Origin of the sequence: Amycolatopsis sp. SB7-3 (genome assembly GCF_041021335.1) — a bacterium.
GTDB classification, from domain to species: Bacteria; Actinomycetota; Actinomycetes; order Mycobacteriales; family Pseudonocardiaceae; genus Amycolatopsis; species Amycolatopsis japonica.
On record NZ_JBFPJQ010000002.1, the window covers coordinates 1,294,786 to 1,315,333 of the forward strand.

Below are 20,548 nucleotides of genomic sequence, written 5' to 3' on the forward strand. Positions count from 1 at the left end.
CTCAATGCCGAAAAGCTTCGGCGAGCCACCACGAGCCGCCGTCGTCGGAGATCTTGGCGTCGACGACGAGCGGCGCGTCCCGTGGGCCGTCGAGCCAGTCCTCGACGGCGGAGAGATCCTCGACCGACCGCACGGTGACCCCGGCGCAGCCGAAACCGCGTCCGATCGCCGCGATGTCGGTGTCGGGGAACCGGACCGTCGTCATGTCCGCCGCGCCGAAATGATGGATCTCGGCGCCGTACGCCGCGTCGTTGTAGACGATGACGACGAGCGGGATCCGTAGCCGGACGGCGGTTTCCAGCTCGGAGAGGGCCATGTGGAACCCGCCGTCGCCGACTCCGAGTACCGGCAGGCGCTCCGGCCGGGCCAGCGCCGCGCCGATCGCCGTCCCGAGGCCCAGTCCGATGCTTTGGAACGCCTGGGTGAAGCAGAAGCCGTTTTCGTCGGGGACGGACAGATACGCGCTCGGGTAGCCCATGAAGTTGCCGGAGTCGATCGAGACCACCCGTTCGGCGGGCAGGATCTCGTCGAGACGGCGGCTGAGCGTGCGCGGATCGATCCTCCCGCCGCCGGATAGGTCGTTATACGGGACGTCGTTCCATCGGGTGATTTCGGGAGCTTCGCGGCTCCTGTGGTGGCCACGCCTCACGAGTTCGGCGTGCACGTCCGCGGCCGTACTGGCGACGTCGCCGACGACGCCCAGGTCGACTGTCCGGTGCGCGCCGAGCGCCGCTTGGTCGACGTCGACCTGGACCCGCCGGGCGGCCGGGCCGAGCAGCGTGCCGTGCCGGGTGGTCCACATGTTCAGCGCGCACCCCCAGCCGATCACGAGGTCGGCGTCCCTGATGAGATCCGCCGCGCGCGGCGACGAAAAGCCGCCCGAGATCCCGATCGAGAAAGGATCGTCGTGGAAGAGGCCGTGCGCCACCGCCGAAGTCGCCAGCAGTGCGCCAGAGACCTCCGCGAGCTCTTTCAGAGGTGCGGCGCTCCCCCGTGCGCCGCGGCCGGCGATGAACACCGGCCGCCGCGCTTTGACGAGGAGATCGGCCAGTTTCGCGATCGCGTCGGCACTCGGGCGGATCGACGCCGGGCCGGGGACTTCCGGAACCGTGACCGCTTCGGGCGCTTCCTGCGCTTGGACATCGAGCGGAAGGTTGAGCAGGACGGTCCTTCGCTGCTGCACCGCCGTCCGATAGGCACGGACGGTGTCGGCGACCGCGGTCCGCGCGCCGTGCACACGTTCGGACACCGCGCCGACGGCGCCCGCGAGCGCGTCCTGATCGACCCGGAAGTTCGACAGCACCGCAGACGCCGCGGTATCCCCAGCCAGGACGATCATCGGGGTCCGGCTCTTGGCAGCCTCGGTGATTCCGGTGAGCGCGTTGGTCAGCCCGCAGCCCTGATGGAGACTCAGTATCGAGACCTGGCCACTCATCCGGGCGAACGCGTCGGCCATACTCGCCGCGCCGCCCTCGTGCCGCGCGGCGACGAACCGCACCCCACCGGCCCGCAATCCGTTGGTCGCCTCGAAATTGCCGCTGCCCACCACCCCGAACGCGGCACCCACACCGAGTTCCGCGAGCGTGCGGCCGACCAGCTCGGCGACGTTCATACCCGCTCGACCAGCGCGTAGACCCTGGCTGGGCTGCCGGAGCCGCCGACGATCGGGAGCGGGCTGACGACCAGCAACGAGCCTTTGGCCGGTAGATTCGCCAGGTTCCGCAACTGGGTCAGGCCGTGTTTTCCGGCACCCAGAAGGAGTTCGTGGCATGGGAAGGTCGGTTCGAGCGCGAGAGCCTGTCCCGCGTCGGTGCCGACTGTCTCCACCCCGAACCCGGTGATCGGCGCCTCCTCCGCGAGCCAGCGAGCGCACTCCCCCGAAACACCCGGGGTGTGCGGACCGTTCTCGTCGTTGTTGAGGAAGGCTTCCTGATCGTGCGAGCGAGCGTCCCAGCCCGTGCGGTAGAGCAGCCAGCCGCCATCGGGCAGTGGCCCGTTCACGCGCTCCCACTCACGGATGTCTTCTATGGACAGCAGGTAGTCCGGGTCTTCGGCCGCGCGGGCGGACGCGTCGAGCACCACGGCCGGGGCGACCAGCGTGCGCAACGGCACCTCGGAGACGTCGTGGCCGTCCTTTCCCGACACCCAGTGCACAGGGACGTCGAGATGGGTCCCCGTGTGCTCGCCGGTGTGGATGTTATTCCAGTACCAGCGCGGCCCGCGTTCGTCGTACCGGCTGATCTCCTCCAGGCCGAACGGGATCGTGTTCGCGAACGGCTCCGGCAACTGGAGGATCGGGGTGCTCGCGCTCAGCGGGGCGGTGAGGTCGACGACCTCGATCGCGCCCGTGGTGATCGCGGAGTTCAGCTGGGCCAACAACGACATGCGTGCCTCCCGGGGATGACTGCGGCGTCTCGGCCACCTTAGGCGGATTTCGGGTTTGATGGTTGGCTGGGACGTCGCCGATACGCTGAGGAGGAGATCGATGGTCGAGGTGGCACTGCGGTCGGTCGAGGACCGCGACCTGGACACCTTGTACGAGCTGATGCGTGACCCCGAATCGGTCAGGATGGCCGCGTTCGTCGCGAGGGACCCCGACGATCGCGAGGCGTTCGACCGCCACATGGCGAAGTTGAGGACTTCTCCGGATCTCATCGTGCGTGCGGTGACCGGTGATGGCCGCTTCCTCGGCACCATCGGCAGATTCTTCGTGGAAGGCGACGCTGAAATCACCTACTGGATCGACCGCGCCGTTTGGGGGCAAGGAATCGCGAGCCGAGCCCTCGCTCTGTTCCTGGAGACGATCGAGGTCCGGCCTTTGTACGCCCGCGCCGCCAGCGACAATCTCGGGTCGCTTCGGGTGCTGGAGAAGGCTGGCTTCAGTGTCGTTGGGACCGAAGTCGCCTACGCGGCCGCTCGGGGTGGGGAGATTGAGGAAACCGTTCTGCGCCTTGATCTTTGAATGGTCGGCGGTCTGACGAGGCTTTCGCAACATGCCCTACGAACACTTCTTGAATTAGATTTCGATAAAAGTTTCACATTCGCACACTTGTTCGATATTCGGTATTCTCGTGGGGTGTCCGGACAACGCATCCTCGAACCGCCGCAGGAGTTGTGGCGTGCCGGTGCGCGGGAGCTCGCGCATGGTGTGGTGGAGCGGTTGTCGGTGGCACGGCAGGCGTTCGCGGAGGTCGGGCAGTTCCTGGTCGAGATCGAATCCCGCGGCCCGATGGAGTTGTTCGGGCACGGGTCGACCGCCGGCTGGTTCGCCGAGACCGCGCGGATCAGCCCGAACGAGGCCCGTGACACCGTGACCCGCGCGTTGGCGGTGAACGAGAGCCGGAACCTCGACGGCACTCCCGCCCCGGCGTCCGCCCCCATCGCCGGAGCCGCCGCAGCGGAAGGCGACCTGGGGCATCAGCAGCTGGATCCGATCCTCGCCGTGCTGAAGAAAATCCCGGCCGAGGTGTCGGCCGATGACCGGGCTGGCGCGGAGCAGATCCTGGTGACCTTGGCCCGTCATGCCGGGCCACAGGAGATCGCCAATGTCGGCGCCGACCTCCTGGCCCATCTCGACCCTGACGGGAACGAGCCCAAGGACGAAGATTTGAAACCGCCCTCGCGCGAGGTGCATTTACGGAAGCGTGACGACGGGTGGTGGCGGCTCAACGGGCTCCTCGACCCGGAGTTCGGGGCCCGCGCGAACGCCCTGTTCGAAACGTGGGGGCAGCGAAGATCTGTCGACGAGGACGGCAACCGTGATCCGCGTACTCCGGGCGAGCGCAATGGGGACGCGTTGTTCGACGCGATCCATTACGCGATGACCAACGACAAAGCCCCCACCCTGTCCGGAGACCGGACGACGGTCGTGGTCACGATTCCGCTCGAGACTTTGACGTCCGGGCTGGGGGCGGCCTGCGTGGACGGGGTCGCGCAGATCACCGCCCGGCACGCCCGGATGCTGGCCTGCGACGCGAAAATCATCCCCGCGCTTCTCGGGAGCGAGAGCGAACCTCTCGACATCGGACGCGCCGCCCGCAGCGTCACTCCCGCTCAACGCCGGGCTTTGAATCTGCGCGACCACGGGTGCGCGTTCCCCGGCTGCCGGCGAAGACCGAAGCACTGCGAAGCCCACCATATTTTGCCGTGGGGGCAACTCGGCGACACCGACCTCGACAACCTCTGCCTACTCTGCCGCTATCACCACATGGTCATCCACGGCCAATCCGGCTGGAGAGTCCAGATCACCAACGGACGACCCGAATTCATCCCACCGCAATACCTGGACCCACTCCAAACACCCCGCCGCAACCACCGCTGAACCCGAGGGAGCCCGCCGACCACATGGCGACGGGCCCCTCGGCATGCGCTCGTTCAGTTGAACCAAGTTCCGAACATCGAACTTTGAGACCTGCCTGCCAATCGCTCGCCAAGATCGACCGCTTGCCCTTCAGTGAGCAGACAGATGTAGTCGGTGACAGCTCTGGCACACCGAGCCTCCCTGTTGCCCTTGAAAGTCCCCTTCGCCTCCTTCGGACTGTTCGGCGACTTCTCCAGGCACATGAACAACCGATCGCCGGCCTTCCTGTTGAACGGCCAACGGAGGCCTGTCGATCACGTCGATCTGCTCCCGAAAGCGGTATTCGTTGAAGCCGACGTCCTTCTTCAGCCGACGGTGACCATGCTTGACGCGGATACTTGAGGACCGCGCTCAGCGTCGCGCGGGTCAGGTTGAGTCCCCTGTGTTCCTCCTTCCGGCGGGCGAGTTTCGTCACCACACGGAAGAACTGGGCGTTACCTTCGAAACCTTCCAGCCGGTCGCCGAAAGAAGGCGGCCGGCACCACACGACCGTTAACGGCTCAAGCGAAAGCCCAGGCCATCGGTATTCGTTCGCGACCGAACCGCAACCCCGATCAGTCCACCATCACCAAATCCAGTCCCCGCACCCGTTCCCGGTCCGCGATGACGTCGATCTCGCTGATCTTCCCGTCCACGAAAGCGAACGCGAGCACCACCGCGGGCCGTCCTTCGTCGGCCATCACGAGGCCGATACCGCCGTTCACCAGCGCGAGCTGGGTGACCGCCGCCCGCACCGAAGCGGCCGCCGCGCCGCGGGCCACCACACTGGCGCCGCGCAGGAAGATCGGCTCGCGCGAGGGGCCTGCCGCCTTGTCCGCGCGGAGGACGACGTCGGGGTGCAGGAGTTCGAGGAGCGCGGCGAAGTCGCCACCGCGAGCCGCGGTCAGGTAGGCGTCGACGACCTGGCGCCGTCGCGCGACGTCCGATTCCGTGGCGATGGGACGCCCCTGGACGCGGCGCCGGGCACGGCTCGCGAGTTGCCTCGCGGCGGCCGGGGTGCGGTCGATCAGCGGGGCGATCTCGTCGAACGGGACCGCGAACATGTCGTGCAGGACGAACGCGAGCCGTTCGGCGGGGGCCAGCGTGTCCAGGACCACCAGCATCGCCAGCCCCACCGAGTCGGCGAGCACCGCGTCGGCGGCGGGATCGACCGTGGAGTCGGCGGGCTCGGAGAACGCGGCGTCGAGCGGTTCCTCCCGCCGGTGGTCGCGCGAGCGCAGCACGTTCAGGCACACCCGCGCCACCACCGTGGTCAGCCAGCCGCCGAGGTTCTCGATCTCCGCCGCGTCGGTGCGGTTCAGCCGCAGCCACGTGTCCTGGACGGCGTCTTCGGCCTCGCTGGCCGAGCCCAGCATCCGGTAGGCGACCGCCCGCAGCCTGGTCCGGTGTTCCTCGAAGCGTTCAGTCAGCCGATCCACCGTTCATATCTAACAGCCATCGAGATCGTCACTGAATCGCACGCCCGAAGACCGGTACGACGCGGCCCGGTCGGCGGCGGCCTGCGGCGTCAGCACCTCGTTCTTCGCGTAGTAGACCCAGTCCACCTGTTCGAGGTAGGTGCTCATCCCGCCGCTGTGCTGCGTGAGGTCGATGAACCACTGGTTCACGTTGAGCGACATGTTCTGCCGCGGGTACACGTCGAACGGCCCGCTGCGGTCGTGATCGGCCACCAGGGCACCGTCGATGTAGTCCCGCACATGGCCGTCGGACACCGTCGCGACGACGGAGTGCCAGCCGTCGATGCTGCGGCGCTGGCTGTCGCTCTTGTTCTCGGCGTACCAGGGATCCGGCGTGTAGGTGTGCCAGCTGGTCTGGAAGTTCACCGGCCCCGCCTCGCCCCATCCGCCGTTGGGCAGGTACTCCGAGAAGTCCAGCTCGCTGTAGATCGGGTCGTTGTCGTAGCGGAGCGGGCTGATCGTGAAGAACGTCTGATTGATCCGGTCGCCGTCGGGTCCGGACGCCGGCGCGTCGGAGAAACGGATCCGCGCCGCGTAGGTCCCTTCGAAGAACCGGCGATCGGGCTGCATGATCTCGGTCTGCGTCGTCCCCGCGGGCGTGCCGTCGGTGGTGGAGGCGAGTTGCAGCACCTTGTCCCCGTCCGACGTCGGGAACGTGATGCCCTCGGGCGCCCAGCGCGCACCGCCGACACCGGGGCCGCCCGCACCGGAACGCACCTGCCAGCCGTGCTCGGCGAGGAGACCGTCGGTATGCGAGCCGTAGTGGAAGTCGTCGAACAGCGCGCCGCAAGCGGCCGCTCCCGAAGCGGCGCCCGGCGCCAGAGCCAGTGCGGTGACCGACAAGGCCGCGACGGCGGCGGCGCGGAACTTCCCTGAGGTCGACATCTCGTCTCCTTTACCACTGGTCAGTTTCTTTCCACCGTCGCCCGGTGAAGTGGTAAAGTCAATAGGTCTAGACAACTTGTCCACCAGCCAATTCTCCGTGACCACTGGGTAGGCTGTGGTCATGCGGCGAACAGAGGTCAAGGATCGGCTACGCCAGCTCATCGAGCGGCGGCAGCCGGGTGAGGTTCTGCCTTCCGAACGCGCGCTGAGCACCGAAATCGGCGTCTCGCGCCCCACCTTGCGGGCCGCGATCGATGAATTGGAACGCGACGGCCTCGTGGTCCGCGAGCACGGCCGCGGCACGTTCACCGCGCCGCGCAAGATCTCCCAGGACCTCCTGCCCGCCACCGGCGGCGAGCAGTTCGCCCCGCCCGCCGAGGGCCACTGGACCAGCCGCGTGATCGACTTCGCCACCACACCCGCCGGTGCCCGGCTCGGGAAACGACTCGAGGTCTCCCCCGGCCACACACTGGTGGCCGTCACCCGCGTCCGCGTCGTAGAAGAAGCACCGATGGCGATCGAGCGGATCCTGGTCCCGCGCGATCTCGTGCCCGACATCACGGCCGCGGGTTTCGAATCCGGCTCGTTCTACGAACTGCTCCGCACGCGGTACGAGGTCGTGCCGGCGACGGCCGTACAGATCATCGAGCCGACCGTCACCGACCCCGACGAATCCGGCCTGCTCGGCGTCCCACAGCACTCTCCCGCGCTGCTGTTCGAACGCACCACCCGCGACGACGGCGGCCGCGTGATCGAGTACACCCGCTCGATCTACCGCGGCGACCGTTACCGGATCACCTCACACCTGACGTTCGACCACACCTCGGGCTGACTCCGGCGCGCCGGGACGGTCGCGGCCGGAGTCCATGTAAGACTCCCGGGCGATGTACACCCCGTCCGATCTCGCCGACCTGCTCGAATGCGAGCACCGCAGCCTCCTCAACCAGGCGCTGGCCGCCGGCCTGCCGGGCGCGCCGCGGCCGGGTTCCGGGCCGGATCAGCTCGCGGTCACGCACGGCCGCGCGCACGAGGCCGCGACGCTGGACAAGCTGCGCGGCGAACGGAGCGCAGTCGTCGAGATCGATGAACGAGACCCGGTCGTCGCCGCGAAGGCCACCGAGGAAGCGCTTCGGGCCGGTGCTCCGGTGATCTACCAGGCGGTCTTCCACGACGGCGAGTTCTCCGGCCGGGCCGACTTCCTGATACGCGACGACGAAGGCCGCTACGAGGTCTACGACACGAAGCTGGCCAGGCACGCGAAGCCCGCCGCGGTCGTCCAGCTGACCGCGTACGCCGACGCCCTGCGCCGGGCGGGCTGGCCCGCCGGTCCGCGGATGCACCTGCTGCTCGGCGATCACAGCACGCGTTCGTTCCGCGTCGACGACTTCCTCCCGCTGGTGGACCGGCTCCGCGCTCGGCTGCGGAACCGGCCGCCGACCCTGCCGGTCCAGCTCTGGGCCGACGAGCGGCCCGCGTGCGGCGGCTGCTCCTACGCCGCGCACTGCGCGAGCGCCCGCGAAGCCGACCGAGACCTTTCGCTGGTCGCGGGGATGCGCGGCGATCAGCGGCGCAAACTCGTCGCCGCCGGACTCGGCACCATCGACGCGCTCGCGGCCGCCGCGCCGGAAGACCGTCCGCGCGACATCTCGACGACGTCGTTCACCACGCTGCGCGCCCAGGCCGCGATCCAGGTCCGGCAGGACGAAACCGGGCAGATCGCCTACGAGATCATCGATCCGGACGCGCTGGCCGAACTGCCGCCGCCCGCGCCCGGTGACGTCTTCTTCGACATGGAAGGCGACCCGTACGCGCTGGCGGGCGAAGGGCTGGAATACCTCTTCGGCGCCGTGACAGCCGACGAGGGCACGAAGTTCACCCCGTTCTGGGCGCACAACCGGTCGCAGGAAAAGCGGGCTTTCGAAGAGTTCATCGATTTCGCCACCGCGCGGCTCGCCGAGCATCCCGGCTCGCACGTCTACCACTACGCGCCGTACGAGGTCACCGCGATCAAACGGCTCGCCGCCGTGCACGGAACCCGTGAGGACGCCGTCGACCATCTGCTGCGCAGCGGCGGCCTGGTGGATCTGTATTCCGTGGTACGCAAGGCACTCCGGGTCTCGCAGCGGTCGTACTCGATCAAGTACCTCGAACCGCTCTACATGCCCGAAGCCCGCGACGGCGACGTCAAGACGGCGGTGTCGAGCATCGAGGCCTACGAGGAGTACCTGACGCTCACCGCCTCCGGCGAGACCGAGCACGCGGACGAGGTGCTGCGCGGGATCAGCGACTACAACGAATACGACTGCGTCTCCACGCTGCGGTTGTTCGAGTTCCTCCACAAGATCCGCGTGGACGAAGGGATCGCGCTCGCCGAGCCGCCCGAAGAGTCCGATGTGGACGCTCTGCTCCGCCAGACCGAAGAGGACGTCGCCGCCCAGAAACGCGCCGAACGCGCGGCGCAGCTGGCCGCGCTGGTCGATCCGCTGCTGGACGGGCTGCCCGACGATCCGGCCGAGTTCACCGGCGAGGACCGCGCCCGCGCGCTGCTGGCCGCGTCGGTCGGCTATCACCGCCGCGAGACGAATCCGGCGTGGTGGGAGTACTTCCGCCAGCTGGCCGCCCCGCTCGGTGATCTGGAGACCGACAACGCCTGCACCGTCCCGATCTCGCTGGAAGCCGGGGAATGGGTCCCGCCGTCGGGCCGGGTCCGCAAGGCGAAACGTTCGCTCGTGCTCCGCTGCGACCCGGACCGCCCGCATCCCTTCGCCCCCGGCGACGACGTCCGCCTGCGGTACGGCGCGGCCGCGCGCGACGCCAAGGTCGTCTCGGCCACCGCCGTCGAACTGACCCTCGAAGAGAGCTGCCCGCCGGACGAGACCACCGCCGACCGGCCGGTCGCGGTGCTGCCCGGGAGCCCGGTCCGTCCTTCCCCCAAGGACGACGCCGTCGCGGATCTCGCCCGGCTGGTCGTCGACGGCCTGCCGACGCTGCCAGCCCATCCAGGTGTCGACCTGCTCCGGCGCACGACACCCCGGCTTCGCGACGACAAGCCCCTGCCCGAACCCGGGACCGACCTGGTGAACACGGTGATCGAGGCCGTCGAAGCGCTCGATGGCTCCACGCTCGCCGTCCAAGGCCCGCCGGGCGCGGGCAAGACCTATCTGGCAGGCAGGCTGATCGCGAAACTCGTGCGCGCGGGCAAGACGATCGCCGTCACCTCGACCAGCCACAAGGCCGTGGAGAACGTGCTGTCCGCCGCGCTGAAGAACGCTCCGGACCTGCCGTGCGCGAAACGCGCCAAGCGCACCCCGGATCCGGCCGCGCCGTGGGAGCAGCCGAAGACCAATCCCGCACTGGTGAAATGGCGCGAGGAGCACGACACCGGCCATCTGGTCGGCGGCACCGCCTGGACGTTCGCGAACGCGGCGATCCGGGAAGAGCCGTTCGACCTGCTGATCATCGACGAGGCCGGCCAGTTCGCCCTCGCCGACGCGCTCGCGGTGTCGATGTGCGCCAAGAATCTCCTGCTGCTGGGCGATCCGCAGCAGCTGCCGCAGGTCGTGCAGGGCACGCATCCCGCCGGTGCCGAGGCGTCCGCGCTCGGGCATCTGATCGGCGAGGCGGACATCATCCCCGCCGAACTCGGGTACTTCCTCGACGAGACCCGGCGGATGCATCCCGCCGTCTGCGCGCCGGTGTCACGGCTGTCCTACGCGGGCCGTCTGCACTCGCATCCATCGGCCGCCGAGCGCGCGATCGACGGCGTCGAAGCGGGCCTGTACCTCGCCGAGGTCGACCACCACGGCAACACGACGCGGTCGGTCGAGGAGGCCGAGGCGGTCACCGCCCTCGTCGCCGAACTCCACGGCCGAGCCTGGACCGACCACGGCGAGTCCCGGCCGCTCGGCGACGAGGACATCCTGGTCGTGGCGCCGTACAACCTGCAGGCCAGGGTCGTCGCCCGCGCGCTGGACGAGGCCGGGCATCCCGGTGTGCGGGTGGGCACGGTGGACCGGTTCCAAGGCCAGGAGGCGCCGGTGGTGATCACCACGATGACCTCGTCCTCGGCGGTCGATCTGCCGCGTGGCCTGGACTTCCTGCTCTCCCGGAACCGGCTCAACGTCGCGCTTTCGCGGGCGCAGGCGCTCGCGGTCATGGTCTGCTCGCCGCGGCTGGTCGAGGCCGACATCCGCACGGTCGACCAGATGCGGCTGGTTTCGGGCATGCTCGGGTTGATGACCGAAGCCGTGCCGTGGCACGCAGGACGGAGTGGACGATGACCGAGAAAGACCCGGACAAGGAGATCCTCGACGCCGAGATCGTCGAAGAGTCCCCGACAGCCCCTGTCGAGGTCCCGGAGCCGGATTACAGCGAAGGCGGCGTGCCGTCGTTCGACCACGTGCGGGACCGGATCGAGCAGCGGTACACGACCTCGCTGGGCTCGACCGAGCTCGCCGGCCTCGGCGGCAAGGAAGACGTCGCTTCGCTGGACAAGAAGATCGCCGACCGTGACAAGGCCGCGAAGGACAAGCTGGCCGAGATCCGCCGCGCGATGCGGGAGCAGTGAGCTAACCCAAGTGCGGTGAACCGGCTTTCTCCGCGATGGCCCGTGCCTTCCGGTAGTGCCCGGCCGCTTCCGGCAGACCGAGTGCCGTCGCCAGGTCGCCGAGGTAATGGGCGACCGGGCGAAGGGTGAGCATCCCGCTCCCGGCACCGGCGATCTCGCCCTCGGCGGGCAGAAGCTCGGCGTACAGGCGTTCCATCGCCGCCCGGTCGCCGAGTTCGATCGCGACCACGGCGTGCAGACAGGTGCGGGCCTCGAACAGCAGGTCCCGGGGCGAGTCCGGGATCGGGAGTACCGGACGGCACCAGCTTTCGTAGACGCCGTAGCTCTCTTCGAGCGCTTGCGGTGGCAGGCCGCGCTGGAGCCGGTCGCAGAACAGGGCGAGCGCGAGGATTCCGTTGTCCACTCCGGACATGGCCGTCCCGGCGAGTCCCGCCGCCGCGGCACGATAGGCGGCCGCCCCGCCCGGGCCGGTCATCGCGGTCCGCATCGCGCGGTACCACCGGGTGAACACGCCCACGAGCGGCAGGCCGTATTTCTCGCCGAGTTCGTCGGCCGACGCGGCGTGCCGGTCCGCGGCGGCGAACTCCGCGAGCGCGCTCTTCGCCTGCAGGAGCACGAGATGCCCGAGCACCTCGAAGGTCACCAGCCCGTGCCGCGACGCGAGATCGACCAGTTCGGCGCCGATCGCCGCCCGCTCGGGCGCGAGCCCCGCGCGGTCGAAGGACTGCAGGAACCGGGCGTTGAGCGCGAACGCGAGCAGCGCCGGGTCTTCGAGCCCCCGGGCGAGCGCCTCGGCTTCCCTGGCTGCCTCGCGGGCCCGCCGTCCGCCCGCGTTGCGCAGTTCGACGGCGAGCGTGGCCAGCAGGCGGCACCGCTCGGCCCGCCGTTCCTCCGGTAGCGCGGCGAGAGTCCGCTCGACGGCGCCCGCGATCCGGGAGGCGAGCTCCCTGTCGTCGCTTTCGGTCCAGATGGCGGGAACGTCGAAGGCGCCGATCACCCGCGCGGTCAACAGCGGATCGTCCAGCTTTTCCGCCAGTTCCAGCGCTTCGGCCCGATGCCGCCGCGACCGGCCGAGGCCGCCGGCGACGGCCGACGCACGGGCCATGCCCATGATCAGCTCCAGCCGCTTCTCCGGGTCGGAGCCGCCGGATCGGTCGTACGCGGTGAGCGCCGCCTCCCAGAGCCGAGCCGCTTCCGTTGGGGCGAAACGACTTTCGGCCCGTTCCGCGGCTGCCCGCGCGTAGCGTGCGGCCCGGTCGCCGTGCTCCTCCGACAGCAGGAAATGGTGCGCCAGCGCGTCGACGTCGTCCGGGTGAAGACGTTCCAGCGCCTCGGCGATCCCGCCGTGCTCGCGAGCCCGTCGCGAACGGGAGAGGTCGTGGTAGAGCGTGTCCCGCACGAGCGCGTGCGCGAACCGGAACCGGTTCGGCGCACGCTCGGTCAGGATCCCTTGCCTGGCCGCGACTTCCACCGCGTCGAGCGCGGTTTCCCCCACCAGGGCCTCTAGTACGTCCAGATCGACGTCCGTACCGAGCACCGCCGCGCGCCGCACCACACCGCGGACCTCGTCCGGCAACGCGTCCACCCGGTGCCGGACGACGTCGCGGACTCCGGGCGGCACCGCGGCCAAGGCGGCAGGCCCTTCGGCGGCCAGCAGGCGGGCGAGTTCGCGGACGAAGAACGCGTTCCCGCCACTGCGCCGATGGAGAACCGCGGCGGTCTCCGGCTCGATCTCCTCCCCGGTCGTGGCCCTGACCAGCGCGACGATCTCGGTCTCGGGCAGCCCGCCGAGATAGATCCGCGCCGGCTCGTGGCGTGCGGCCCGGCCGAGGAAGTCCGTCAACCGCGCGGGCGGGTCGGTGCCGCGATAGGTCGCGACGATCAGCACCGGCTCGCTCAGCACCGAGGCCAGCAGCGCCAACGTCTCCTCGCCCGCCCAGTGCAGGTCGTCGAGGACGAGCAGCAAGGGCGCGGCACCGGAGAGGTAGGCGGCGACCGCCCGGTGCCATCGCCAGCGCGCGGCCAGGGGATCCTCGGTCGCCGGATCCGCGGTCGGTGGCGCGCCGTACCCGGCCTCGGCGAGGGTCGCGAAAATCCGGCTCCAGGCGTAGGCGGGCGGCGCACCCTCGTCGTCGGGGTTGCTTCCCCAGGCCGTGGTCCAGCCGCGCGCGGCGAGACGGGCGGAGAACGCCTCGGCGAGCGCGGTCTTCCCCACTCCCGCCTCGCCCGACACGAGTACCAGCCCCGACCCCGCCGAGGCTTCTTCGAGCCTGGCCAATTCCGCGTCCCGCCCGATCAGCGGCCGCTCGGGGATCTCGGGCACGGACTGCTCCAGCCGGGGCGCTTGCGCGAGGATGTCGGCTTCCAGGTCTCGCAGGCCGGCGCCGGGATCGATGCCGAGTTCGTCGGCGAGCCGTTCCCGCGTCGCGCGCAGCACCGCCAAGGCGTCACCTTGCCGTCCGGAGCGGTAGAGCGCCAGCGCCAGCAATCGGGAACCGTTCTCCCGCAAGGGATACTCGCGTACCCGGGGTTCCAGCTCGGGGACCACCTCGGCGGCCCGGCCGAGCGCGAGAAGGGCTTCGGCACGAAGCTCACCCGCCAGCAATCGGAGTTCGGTCAGCCGGGAGACCTCGCCGAGCGCCCAGCCTTCCTCGGCGAACTCGGCATACGCGGGGCCGCGCCACAGCGCGAGCGCGGTGTCCACTTGAGACAGTGCCGCGTCGGCCCGGCGGGCGTCGAGGAGTTCACGGGCCGTGGCGACGGCGGCCTCGAAGTCCCACGCGTCGACGGAATCGGCGCGCAGGGCGTAGCCGCGGGCGACCGTGACGAGCAGCCGCGCGGGCTCACGAGGCGCGCGATCCGGTTCCAGCGCGCGGCGCAGGGCACCGACGAAGGTCTGCACCGCGCCGACCGCGCCCTCGGGCGGACGTTCCCACAGGTCGTCGACCAGCCGTTCCACCGGCACGACCCGGCCGCGGGCGATCAGCAGCCTGGCCAGCACCGCGCGGTGTCGCGGCCCCTTGAGCCCGACCTCGCCGCGCGCGTCCTCGGCCAGGAGCGGGCCGAGCACCCCGAACCGCATCGTCACCTCCTTCACCGACGGTGATCATCGTGCCCCGGCCGCTCGGTCGTCGCTGACCGGGTGCTGATCCGGGCCGGGAACGCTGGCGGTCGTCACGGAACGACCAGGAAGGTACCCATGCGCATCACCGGATTCGACTACCAGCGTGTGCCCGTCGCGGACGGCGTGGCACTGGACGTCGCCGTCGCCGGGACGGGCAGCCCGATCGTGCTGCTCCACGGCTTCCCCCAGACCCACCTCATGTGGCGGCACGTCGCGGCGGATCTGGCGGCCGACCACACCGTCCTCTGCCCTGACCTGCGAGGATACGGCGAAAGCGACAAGCCCGCCGACACCGGCGAGACCTACTCGAAGCGATCGATGGCGGCCGACGTCGTCGCCGTCGCGAAGGCCTTCGGCCACGACCGGTTCGCCCTCGCCGGGCACGACCGGGGCGCGCTGGTGGCCCTGCGGGCCGGGCTCGACCACGCGGACAAGGTCAGCCACCTCGCGATCCTCGACGTGCTGCCGACGCTGGACATGTGGGACGTGCTGCACGGCGCCGGCGCCGCGGTCGGCTTCCACCTCTACCTGATGGCCCAGCCGCCCGGACTGCCGGAACAGCTGATCGCGGGCGCGCCGGACGCGTTCTTCGGTCACTTCCTCGACGCGTGGACGCGCGACGGCGACGCGATCCCCGCCGACGTCCGTGCCGCGTACCTGGAGGCGTCACGGAACGCGGTGCCCTCCATCGTCGCCGACTACCGCGCGTCGGCGGGCATCGACATCGAGCACGACGAAGCGGACCGCGCGGCAGGCAACCGGCTCACGATGCCGCTCACCGTGCTTCAGCAGGACTGGGGCGCCGTGCTCGGGTACGACGCCGTCGCGCTCTGGCAGGCGTGGGCGACCGACCTGGACCATCGGACGGTCACGTCGGGTCACTTCATGGCCGAAGAGTCGCCCGCGGAGGTGGCGAAGGAGCTTCGAGACCTGCTCACGCGTTAGAAAGCGCTGGTCAAGTGAGCGGCGGAGGGGTCGTGACGCCGCACTCACGTGATCGAAGGCGTGACTCGCGTGATCAGAGGCGGAACACCCCGAGTGCGGCCTCCAATCACGCGAGTCACGTTCCTGATCACGCGAGTCACGTCTTTGCTCACGCCGAGCCCTGTGTTCCCGGTCCGCGAAGTGAGCCGAACGGCGCAACCCGCGCCCCCGCTCGCGCCAATCCGACGATCCCTCAGGTTTAACCCGCGACCTGCGGGGTATCGGGAGTCGGCACACCGAACGAGGGGCCCGACATGACACCCACCACCAAACGCGCGCACACCGCCGCACGCGATCTCCTGTCGCTCACCAGATCAGGTGAAGCCGACCGGCTCGCCAGCGCACTGATGTCCATCGCCTCCACCACCCGGAGAGGACCGGCGCTCGACGACGTCGTCGGACGACTGGTCGACACGTTCTCCTTGGCGGCCAAGGATCGCCGCCGTTCACTGCGGATCGGCGAACCGTTCACGCTGCGCCTGCGTGATCACGCGGGCATGACGGTCCGGCCCGACCGTCTCGAGCCGGGAGTGGCGGCGATCGTCCGCGCCATCGCCGCCAGTGTCCGCGACGACCGGGACACCTGCGCCGACCAGATCGGGCAAGCCTGCGAGAACGCGGATCTCGACCAGCGGATCCGCGTGCTCGCGCATTGCGTGGTCTGGACGTCGGATCTGCTCAGCACCGACACCACCGCCTATCCCCCGGTGCTGTCCTGTCTCAAGGTATCGCCGGATAACAGTCCATAGTAGACATTGCGCGGTTCGGATGACTTCCGGCCCGTCGTATGGACATCCCCTGCACGGAACGGCAAGCTGGACAACCGCGCACGAAGTCCCGGCCCCCGATGACGGGCGCACCTTGGCGGCCAGTTCCCCCGAACCAGGAGTGCAGACTTGGACGAGGTAGCGCCCTCGACGGTACCCGCGGACTCCCGTGCCGCCGCCACGGCGGGGCGGCTGCCCAACCCGGACAGCAGATTGGTCCGGGCGGCCGTGGCCGGTGACCCGGACGCGCTCCGGGAGTTGACCCGTTTCCTTTCCCCGCACGTGTTCCGCTACTGCGCGAGCAGGCTCGGGAGCGCCGGCACGGGGGCCTGCGACGCGCAGGACTGCGCGCAGGAGGTGTTGCAGGCGATGCTGATCGCCTTGCCCCGCTACCGGTACCGCCCGGACCGGTTCCTCGCGTTCGTCCTCGGGATCGCCGGGCACAAGGTGGCCGACCAGCACCGGCGCCGTTCCCGCGAACCGGTCGCCTCCGTGCCGGAGATCGGCGACGGGCTGACGGCGTGGGCGCGCCGCGATCCGGACGAGATCGAACGGCTGGAGCACCGGTTGCAGGCCGGCGTCCTGCTGGCTCGGTTGCCGATGCCGCACCGGCAGGTGCTCGCGCTGCGGTTCGTGTTCGGGCTTTCGGCCGAGGAGACGGCGGAACGGCTCGGCCTGCCGAGCGCCGGGGCGGTCCGCGCGGCCCAGTTCAGGGCGCTCACCCGGCTGCGGGTCCTGCTCACCGAGCGGAACGCCCGATACGCGAACGATGTCCCGATCATCGGGCAAATCCCCGAACCGGAGCTCGTCCCGGTATAGAAAAGTCCACTTAGGACGATCGTTTTCTTGTACGGCGCTTGTACGACGTTCCTCCATCCTGGCCCTCTATTCGGGGAAACCACTGGAGGACACAGATGAAGATCCGATCGAGGATCGCCAGAGGCGCCGTGGGCACGATCGCGCTGGCCGGGGCGATCATGCTCGGCGGCGCGGGCGAGGCGCTCGCGGCGACGGGCACGGTGAACACCGACTCCGGGGTGGCGGTGACCGTGCGGTCGAGCCCGAGCACGAGCGCGAGTTCGGTCGGCACCGTCGCGAGCGGCACCGCCGTCACGATCGACTGCCAGACGAACGGCACGACGGTGACCGGGAAGTACGGCACCACCGACATCTGGGACTACGTGCCGTCGAAGGGCGGCTACATCAGCGACGCCTACGTCTACACCGGTTCGGACGGCCGGGTCGCCCCGGACTGCGCCGGCAGCACCCTGTCCTGCTCCACCGCGGGCACCGGCAACCCGAGGACCTGCGCCGAAGCCGTCGCGTGGGCGAAGGCGCACGTGCACACGAACAACGACCCGAACTACTACCGCTGGTGCGACCGGATCAACTCGTGGGCCTACGGCTGGACCGCGAGCGGTTCGGAAACGGCCTACGTGCACTGGACCCAGATCCCGGGTTCGTACAAGCACCCCGGCGACACCCAGGTCCCCGCGGGCGGGCTCGCGTTCTTCAGCAACGGCGGCACGGGACACACCATGATCTCGATCGGCGGCGGCAAGTTCCTGTCGAACGACATCCACGGTCCCGGCAGCTTCACCGAGACCACCATCTCGGAGATCAAGAACGCCTGGAACTACACCTATCTCGGCTGGTCGCAGCCGTGGTTCAAGATCAACCATTGACCGCACGAGTGGCCTCGAAACGCTGCCGGACGAAGGGGGCCCCGTCCGGCAGCGTTTCCTCCGCCCGCCAGGAGAAGCTCGCGGCGGTCAGCTCGGAGAAGATCCACCGGCGCCGGACGCCGTCGGTGTCCGCCTCGATCTCGAAGCCGTCCTCCGTCGGCTTGCCGAGGAACGGGATCACCCAGCCGTTGCCGGGGCCGAGCCAGGTCGACCGGAACGCGTCGATCTTCTCGTCGTAGAAGCGCAGGCTCATCCCCCACTCGCCGTCCACGCCGCCGCTCCTGCTCGCCCGCGCGGGACTGATCCACACGTCGGCCAGCGCACGGCCGTCGAGCGCCCAGCCGAAATGCCATTCGCCGTCGACGGTCCGGACGCTCCCGTCCTCGGCGTGGTTGTGCACCACCAGGTCCCAGCTGCCGATCAGCGGCTCGAACACGCTCAACCGTGCGGCGAGTTCGGGACGCGGTCCGGCGGCGGTGAACACGGCGGCGATCTGCTCGGCGACATCCATGCGGTCAGGATGGGCACTTTGACAGTATGCTGTCAACTATGAGCGAGCTCGTCCACGACTACCGGTTGCTGATCGCCGACGTCTACGAGCTGGCGGGAGTGAGCCGCCGGATCAGCGAACGGGAGGCCGCCGGGCAGGGCACGACCGTCGCCCGCTGGCACGTGCTGAGCGCGGTGTCCGAAGAACCACTGGCCGTCCCCGCCATCGCGCGACGGCTCGGCCAGGTCCGCCAAGCCGTCCAGCGCGTCGTGGACGACCTCACCGAAGCCGGCGAACTGTGCGCACGACCCAATCCCGCCCATCGCCGCTCCGCCTTGTACGCCATCACCCCCGAGGGCGAGCGACTGCTGCAGCGGCTCTGGGACGCGAGCGAAACCCGGCGCGGGGACGTGCTCGACGACAGCGGTGTCACCCTCGATGACCTGCGGCGGGCCCGCGAAACCCTGCGCAGGTTGTCAACCGCGCTCAGCTCGTGAAACCGCCCTTTCGTCGCATCGTGATAAAAAGCGGCCGCTCCATCGGGTTAGAGTTGACGGATGGGCACCGAAGCTCTCGCTACTCCCGCACCCCGGGAGCAGCGTGTGCTCATGCAGGCGATGCTCACCCGGCTGCCCGAGTTCAGTGATCGCCTCGCCCAGCTGCTCAGCGACGAGGACGAGTTCTACCACCAGGTGGACAGCACCGCGCCGGACGAATTGCGCAAGGTCTGCCGGGCGAATCTCGAGCGGGCGCTGACGGCGCTCGTCGAGGGACGGGGGCTGCCGCTCGACGCGGCCCGCAAGACCGGGCTGGCCCAGGCCAGGCAGGGTATCCCGCTGCCGTCCGTGCTCCGCGCGTTCCGGATCGGCGGGATCTTCGTCTACGAACGCCTGCTGGAACTGGCGGGCCCCGGCTTCATCAACCCGGCGCGCACGGTGGAGATCAACTCCAACGTGTGGAAGACCATCGATCTCTATTCCGACGCGCTGACCACCGCGTACAGCGAGGTCGCCGCCGAGCTCTCGCAGGAGAAGCTCGCCCTGCTCGACGGTCTGCTGCAGGGCCGGTTCGCCACCCAGCCGGAGCTCGAGAACGCCGCGAAGGAGCTCGACCTCCCGGCCGCGGGCACGTTCGTCGCCGTCGTGACGGAAGCCGTCGAGCCGGAGGAGCGGCCCGGCGTCGAGGCGCTGCTGCGGGCACGGCGCTGGAAGTCGGCCTGGCGGCCGGGCGCCGAGGTCGGCCTCGTGGTGATCGACCGCGTCGAAGACGTCCGTCGGCTGCGCGACCTGCTGGGCACCCTGCCGCTGGCGGCGGGGATGAGCAGGCCGTTCAACGGATTCCTCGAAGTACCGGACGCCGTCCACCGGGCCCGGATCGCCCGCCGCTCGCTGGCCACCGGCGCCGCCGGTGTCGCCGTGTTCGGCGACTCCCCGGTCACCACGCTGGTCGCGAGCGCGCCGGAGATGTCGCGGGACGTGCTGCGTTCGGTGCTGGCCGGACTGCTGGTGCTGCCCCAAGCCGAGCGGCAGGTCCTGCTCGACACGCTGAACGCGTGGTTCGCCGGGCACGGTTCGGCCAAGGAGGCCGCGGACCGGCTGATCGTCCACCCGAACACGGTCCGCTACCGGCTGCGCCGGGTACAGGAACTGACCCGGCGCGACCTGTCCGACCCGGTCGACGTCGGCGAGCTCTACGTCGCACTGGAAGCGGTCCGGCTGACGGACTCTTAGACCGTTCTTTCCGGCGCCATGTCGGCGTCGATGATCCTCGCGAGGTCCAGCAGCGTGTGCCCGAGACCGGGCCGCGCGGTGAGCCGCACCGCGAGCGTCCGGCCGCGCGCGGTCGTGGCGACCGGCAGGGTCACTTCGGGATTCGCGGATCTCGTCCACTGTGGACGGCGTCCGGCCGCGGACAGGACGATGTCGGGATGCGGCGACCGCCGTCCGGGACGCCACCGTGATCTCCTGGCGTCGAGATCGCGGATCACGTTGCCGTGCAACGAAAGCAGCGCGGCGACGTCGGCGACGGCGTCGCGGAGCTCGACGTCGGTGATGGAATCCGAGTACGCGCCGATGTCCAGCGCGCGGCGATCGTTCGGGTCCTGCGGCACAGAGTTCCTTTCCACGCACCGGAAGTCGTCCGATGGTGGTCCCCATCACGTTGTTCCGGGGAACAAACATGTTTGGCGGACTGCGCCGAATGGCGGCGCCGGTACCACCTTCCGGTCGC

At 69.7% G+C, this 20,548-nt stretch carries 18 protein-coding genes; 11 read left to right on the forward strand and 7 right to left on the reverse strand.

All coding sequences use genetic code 11. The annotated features are described in order from the left end of the window. Position 1: 1 nt before the first annotated feature. Together AB8M46_RS24050 and AB8M46_RS24055 are read right to left on the reverse strand one after the other, a co-directional pair. Complete coding sequence (locus AB8M46_RS24050) at positions 2 to 1,612, reverse strand: thiamine pyrophosphate-binding protein (RefSeq protein WP_394361656.1); 1,611 nt, start codon at positions 1,610 to 1,612, stop codon at positions 2 to 4. Continuing rightward, positions 1,609 to 2,385: a cyclase family protein gene (locus tag AB8M46_RS24055; RefSeq protein ID WP_394361657.1), complete on the reverse strand. Its 777-nt coding sequence runs from the start codon at positions 2,383 to 2,385 to the stop codon at positions 1,609 to 1,611. The genes AB8M46_RS24050 and AB8M46_RS24055 overlap by 4 nt, the downstream gene beginning before the upstream one ends. Before the next feature lie 100 nt (positions 2,386 to 2,485). Between AB8M46_RS24055 and AB8M46_RS24060 the strand changes: the two genes are divergently transcribed. Then, positions 2,486 to 2,962, forward strand: coding sequence for a GNAT family N-acetyltransferase (locus AB8M46_RS24060; protein ID WP_394361658.1), 477 nt, complete (start codon positions 2,486 to 2,488; stop codon positions 2,960 to 2,962). Positions 2,963 to 3,076: 114 nt separating this feature from the next. Beyond that, complete coding sequence (locus AB8M46_RS24065; RefSeq protein ID WP_394361659.1) at positions 3,077 to 4,321, forward strand: DUF222 domain-containing protein; 1,245 nt, start codon at positions 3,077 to 3,079, stop codon at positions 4,319 to 4,321. Between the two features lie 593 nt (positions 4,322 to 4,914). Here the strand turns inward: AB8M46_RS24065 and AB8M46_RS24070 are convergent. Next, positions 4,915 to 5,778, reverse strand: coding sequence for a sigma-70 family RNA polymerase sigma factor (locus AB8M46_RS24070; protein ID WP_394361660.1), 864 nt, complete (start codon positions 5,776 to 5,778; stop codon positions 4,915 to 4,917). Between the two features lie 9 nt (positions 5,779 to 5,787). Then, entirely contained in the window at positions 5,788 to 6,702 is a 915-nt protein-coding gene (locus tag AB8M46_RS24075) for a glycoside hydrolase family 16 protein (protein WP_394361661.1), read from the reverse strand. A gap of 121 nt (positions 6,703 to 6,823) precedes the next feature. Here AB8M46_RS24075 and AB8M46_RS24080 point away from each other — a divergent pair, with 121 nt between their 5' ends. The 3 genes from AB8M46_RS24080 to AB8M46_RS24090 are packed head-to-tail and all read left to right on the forward strand — an operon-like array spanning position 6,824 to position 11,269. Next, entirely contained in the window at positions 6,824 to 7,534 is a 711-nt protein-coding gene (locus AB8M46_RS24080) for a GntR family transcriptional regulator (RefSeq protein ID WP_037348275.1), read from the forward strand. Positions 7,535 to 7,586: 52 nt separating this feature from the next. Next, positions 7,587 to 10,982: a TM0106 family RecB-like putative nuclease gene (locus AB8M46_RS24085; protein ID WP_394361662.1), complete on the forward strand. Its 3,396-nt coding sequence runs from the start codon at positions 7,587 to 7,589 to the stop codon at positions 10,980 to 10,982. Further along, on the forward strand, positions 10,979 to 11,269 hold the full coding sequence (locus tag AB8M46_RS24090) for a hypothetical protein (protein ID WP_016335297.1): 291 nt from the start codon (positions 10,979 to 10,981) through the stop codon (positions 11,267 to 11,269). The genes AB8M46_RS24085 and AB8M46_RS24090 overlap by 4 nt, the downstream gene beginning before the upstream one ends. Position 11,270: 1 nt before the next feature. Here AB8M46_RS24090 and AB8M46_RS24095 read toward each other — a convergent pair whose 3' ends face one another. Then, a complete protein-coding gene (locus AB8M46_RS24095) occupies positions 11,271 to 14,351 on the reverse strand; it encodes a BTAD domain-containing putative transcriptional regulator (RefSeq protein WP_394361663.1) in 3,081 nt (1,026 codons plus the stop codon). Between the two features lie 117 nt (positions 14,352 to 14,468). Here AB8M46_RS24095 and AB8M46_RS24100 point away from each other — a divergent pair, with 117 nt between their 5' ends. The 4 genes from AB8M46_RS24100 to AB8M46_RS24115 all read left to right on the forward strand — a co-directional run bounded on the left by AB8M46_RS24100 (position 14,469) and on the right by AB8M46_RS24115 (position 17,829). Next, on the forward strand, positions 14,469 to 15,338 hold the full coding sequence (locus AB8M46_RS24100) for an alpha/beta fold hydrolase (RefSeq protein WP_394361664.1): 870 nt from the start codon (positions 14,469 to 14,471) through the stop codon (positions 15,336 to 15,338). A gap of 293 nt (positions 15,339 to 15,631) precedes the next feature. Next, on the forward strand, positions 15,632 to 16,126 hold the full coding sequence (locus AB8M46_RS24105) for a hypothetical protein (protein WP_378428185.1): 495 nt from the start codon (positions 15,632 to 15,634) through the stop codon (positions 16,124 to 16,126). 147 nt (positions 16,127 to 16,273) lie between these two features. Beyond that, positions 16,274 to 16,963, forward strand: a complete 690-nt coding sequence (locus AB8M46_RS24110) for a sigma-70 family RNA polymerase sigma factor (RefSeq protein WP_394361665.1) — start codon at positions 16,274 to 16,276, stop codon at positions 16,961 to 16,963. Positions 16,964 to 17,058: 95 nt separating this feature from the next. Beyond that, positions 17,059 to 17,829, forward strand: a complete 771-nt coding sequence (locus AB8M46_RS24115; protein WP_037348265.1) for an SH3 domain-containing protein — start codon at positions 17,059 to 17,061, stop codon at positions 17,827 to 17,829. On the opposite strand, the gene AB8M46_RS24120 is transcribed toward AB8M46_RS24115, so the two are convergent. Then, entirely contained in the window at positions 17,819 to 18,340 is a 522-nt protein-coding gene (locus AB8M46_RS24120) for a hypothetical protein (protein WP_394361666.1), read from the reverse strand. The genes AB8M46_RS24115 and AB8M46_RS24120 overlap by 11 nt on opposite strands. A 38-nt stretch (positions 18,341 to 18,378) precedes the next feature. On the opposite strand from AB8M46_RS24120, the gene AB8M46_RS24125 reads away from it, so the two are divergent. Further along, positions 18,379 to 18,816 carry a MarR family winged helix-turn-helix transcriptional regulator gene (locus tag AB8M46_RS24125; protein ID WP_037348263.1) on the forward strand — a complete coding sequence of 146 codons (438 nt, stop codon included), beginning with the start codon at positions 18,379 to 18,381 and terminating at the stop codon, positions 18,814 to 18,816. A 60-nt stretch (positions 18,817 to 18,876) separates the two neighbouring features. Continuing rightward, positions 18,877 to 20,049 (forward strand): CdaR family transcriptional regulator, encoded by a 1,173-nt coding sequence (locus AB8M46_RS24130; RefSeq protein ID WP_037348262.1) that lies wholly within the window; start codon positions 18,877 to 18,879, stop codon positions 20,047 to 20,049. Here AB8M46_RS24130 and AB8M46_RS24135 read toward each other — a convergent pair. Next, positions 20,046 to 20,429 carry a hypothetical protein gene (locus tag AB8M46_RS24135; protein WP_037348260.1) on the reverse strand — a complete coding sequence of 128 codons (384 nt, stop codon included), beginning with the start codon at positions 20,427 to 20,429 and terminating at the stop codon, positions 20,046 to 20,048. The two genes, AB8M46_RS24130 and AB8M46_RS24135, sit on opposite strands and share 4 nt — an antisense overlap. Positions 20,430 to 20,548: the final 119 nt, after the last annotated feature.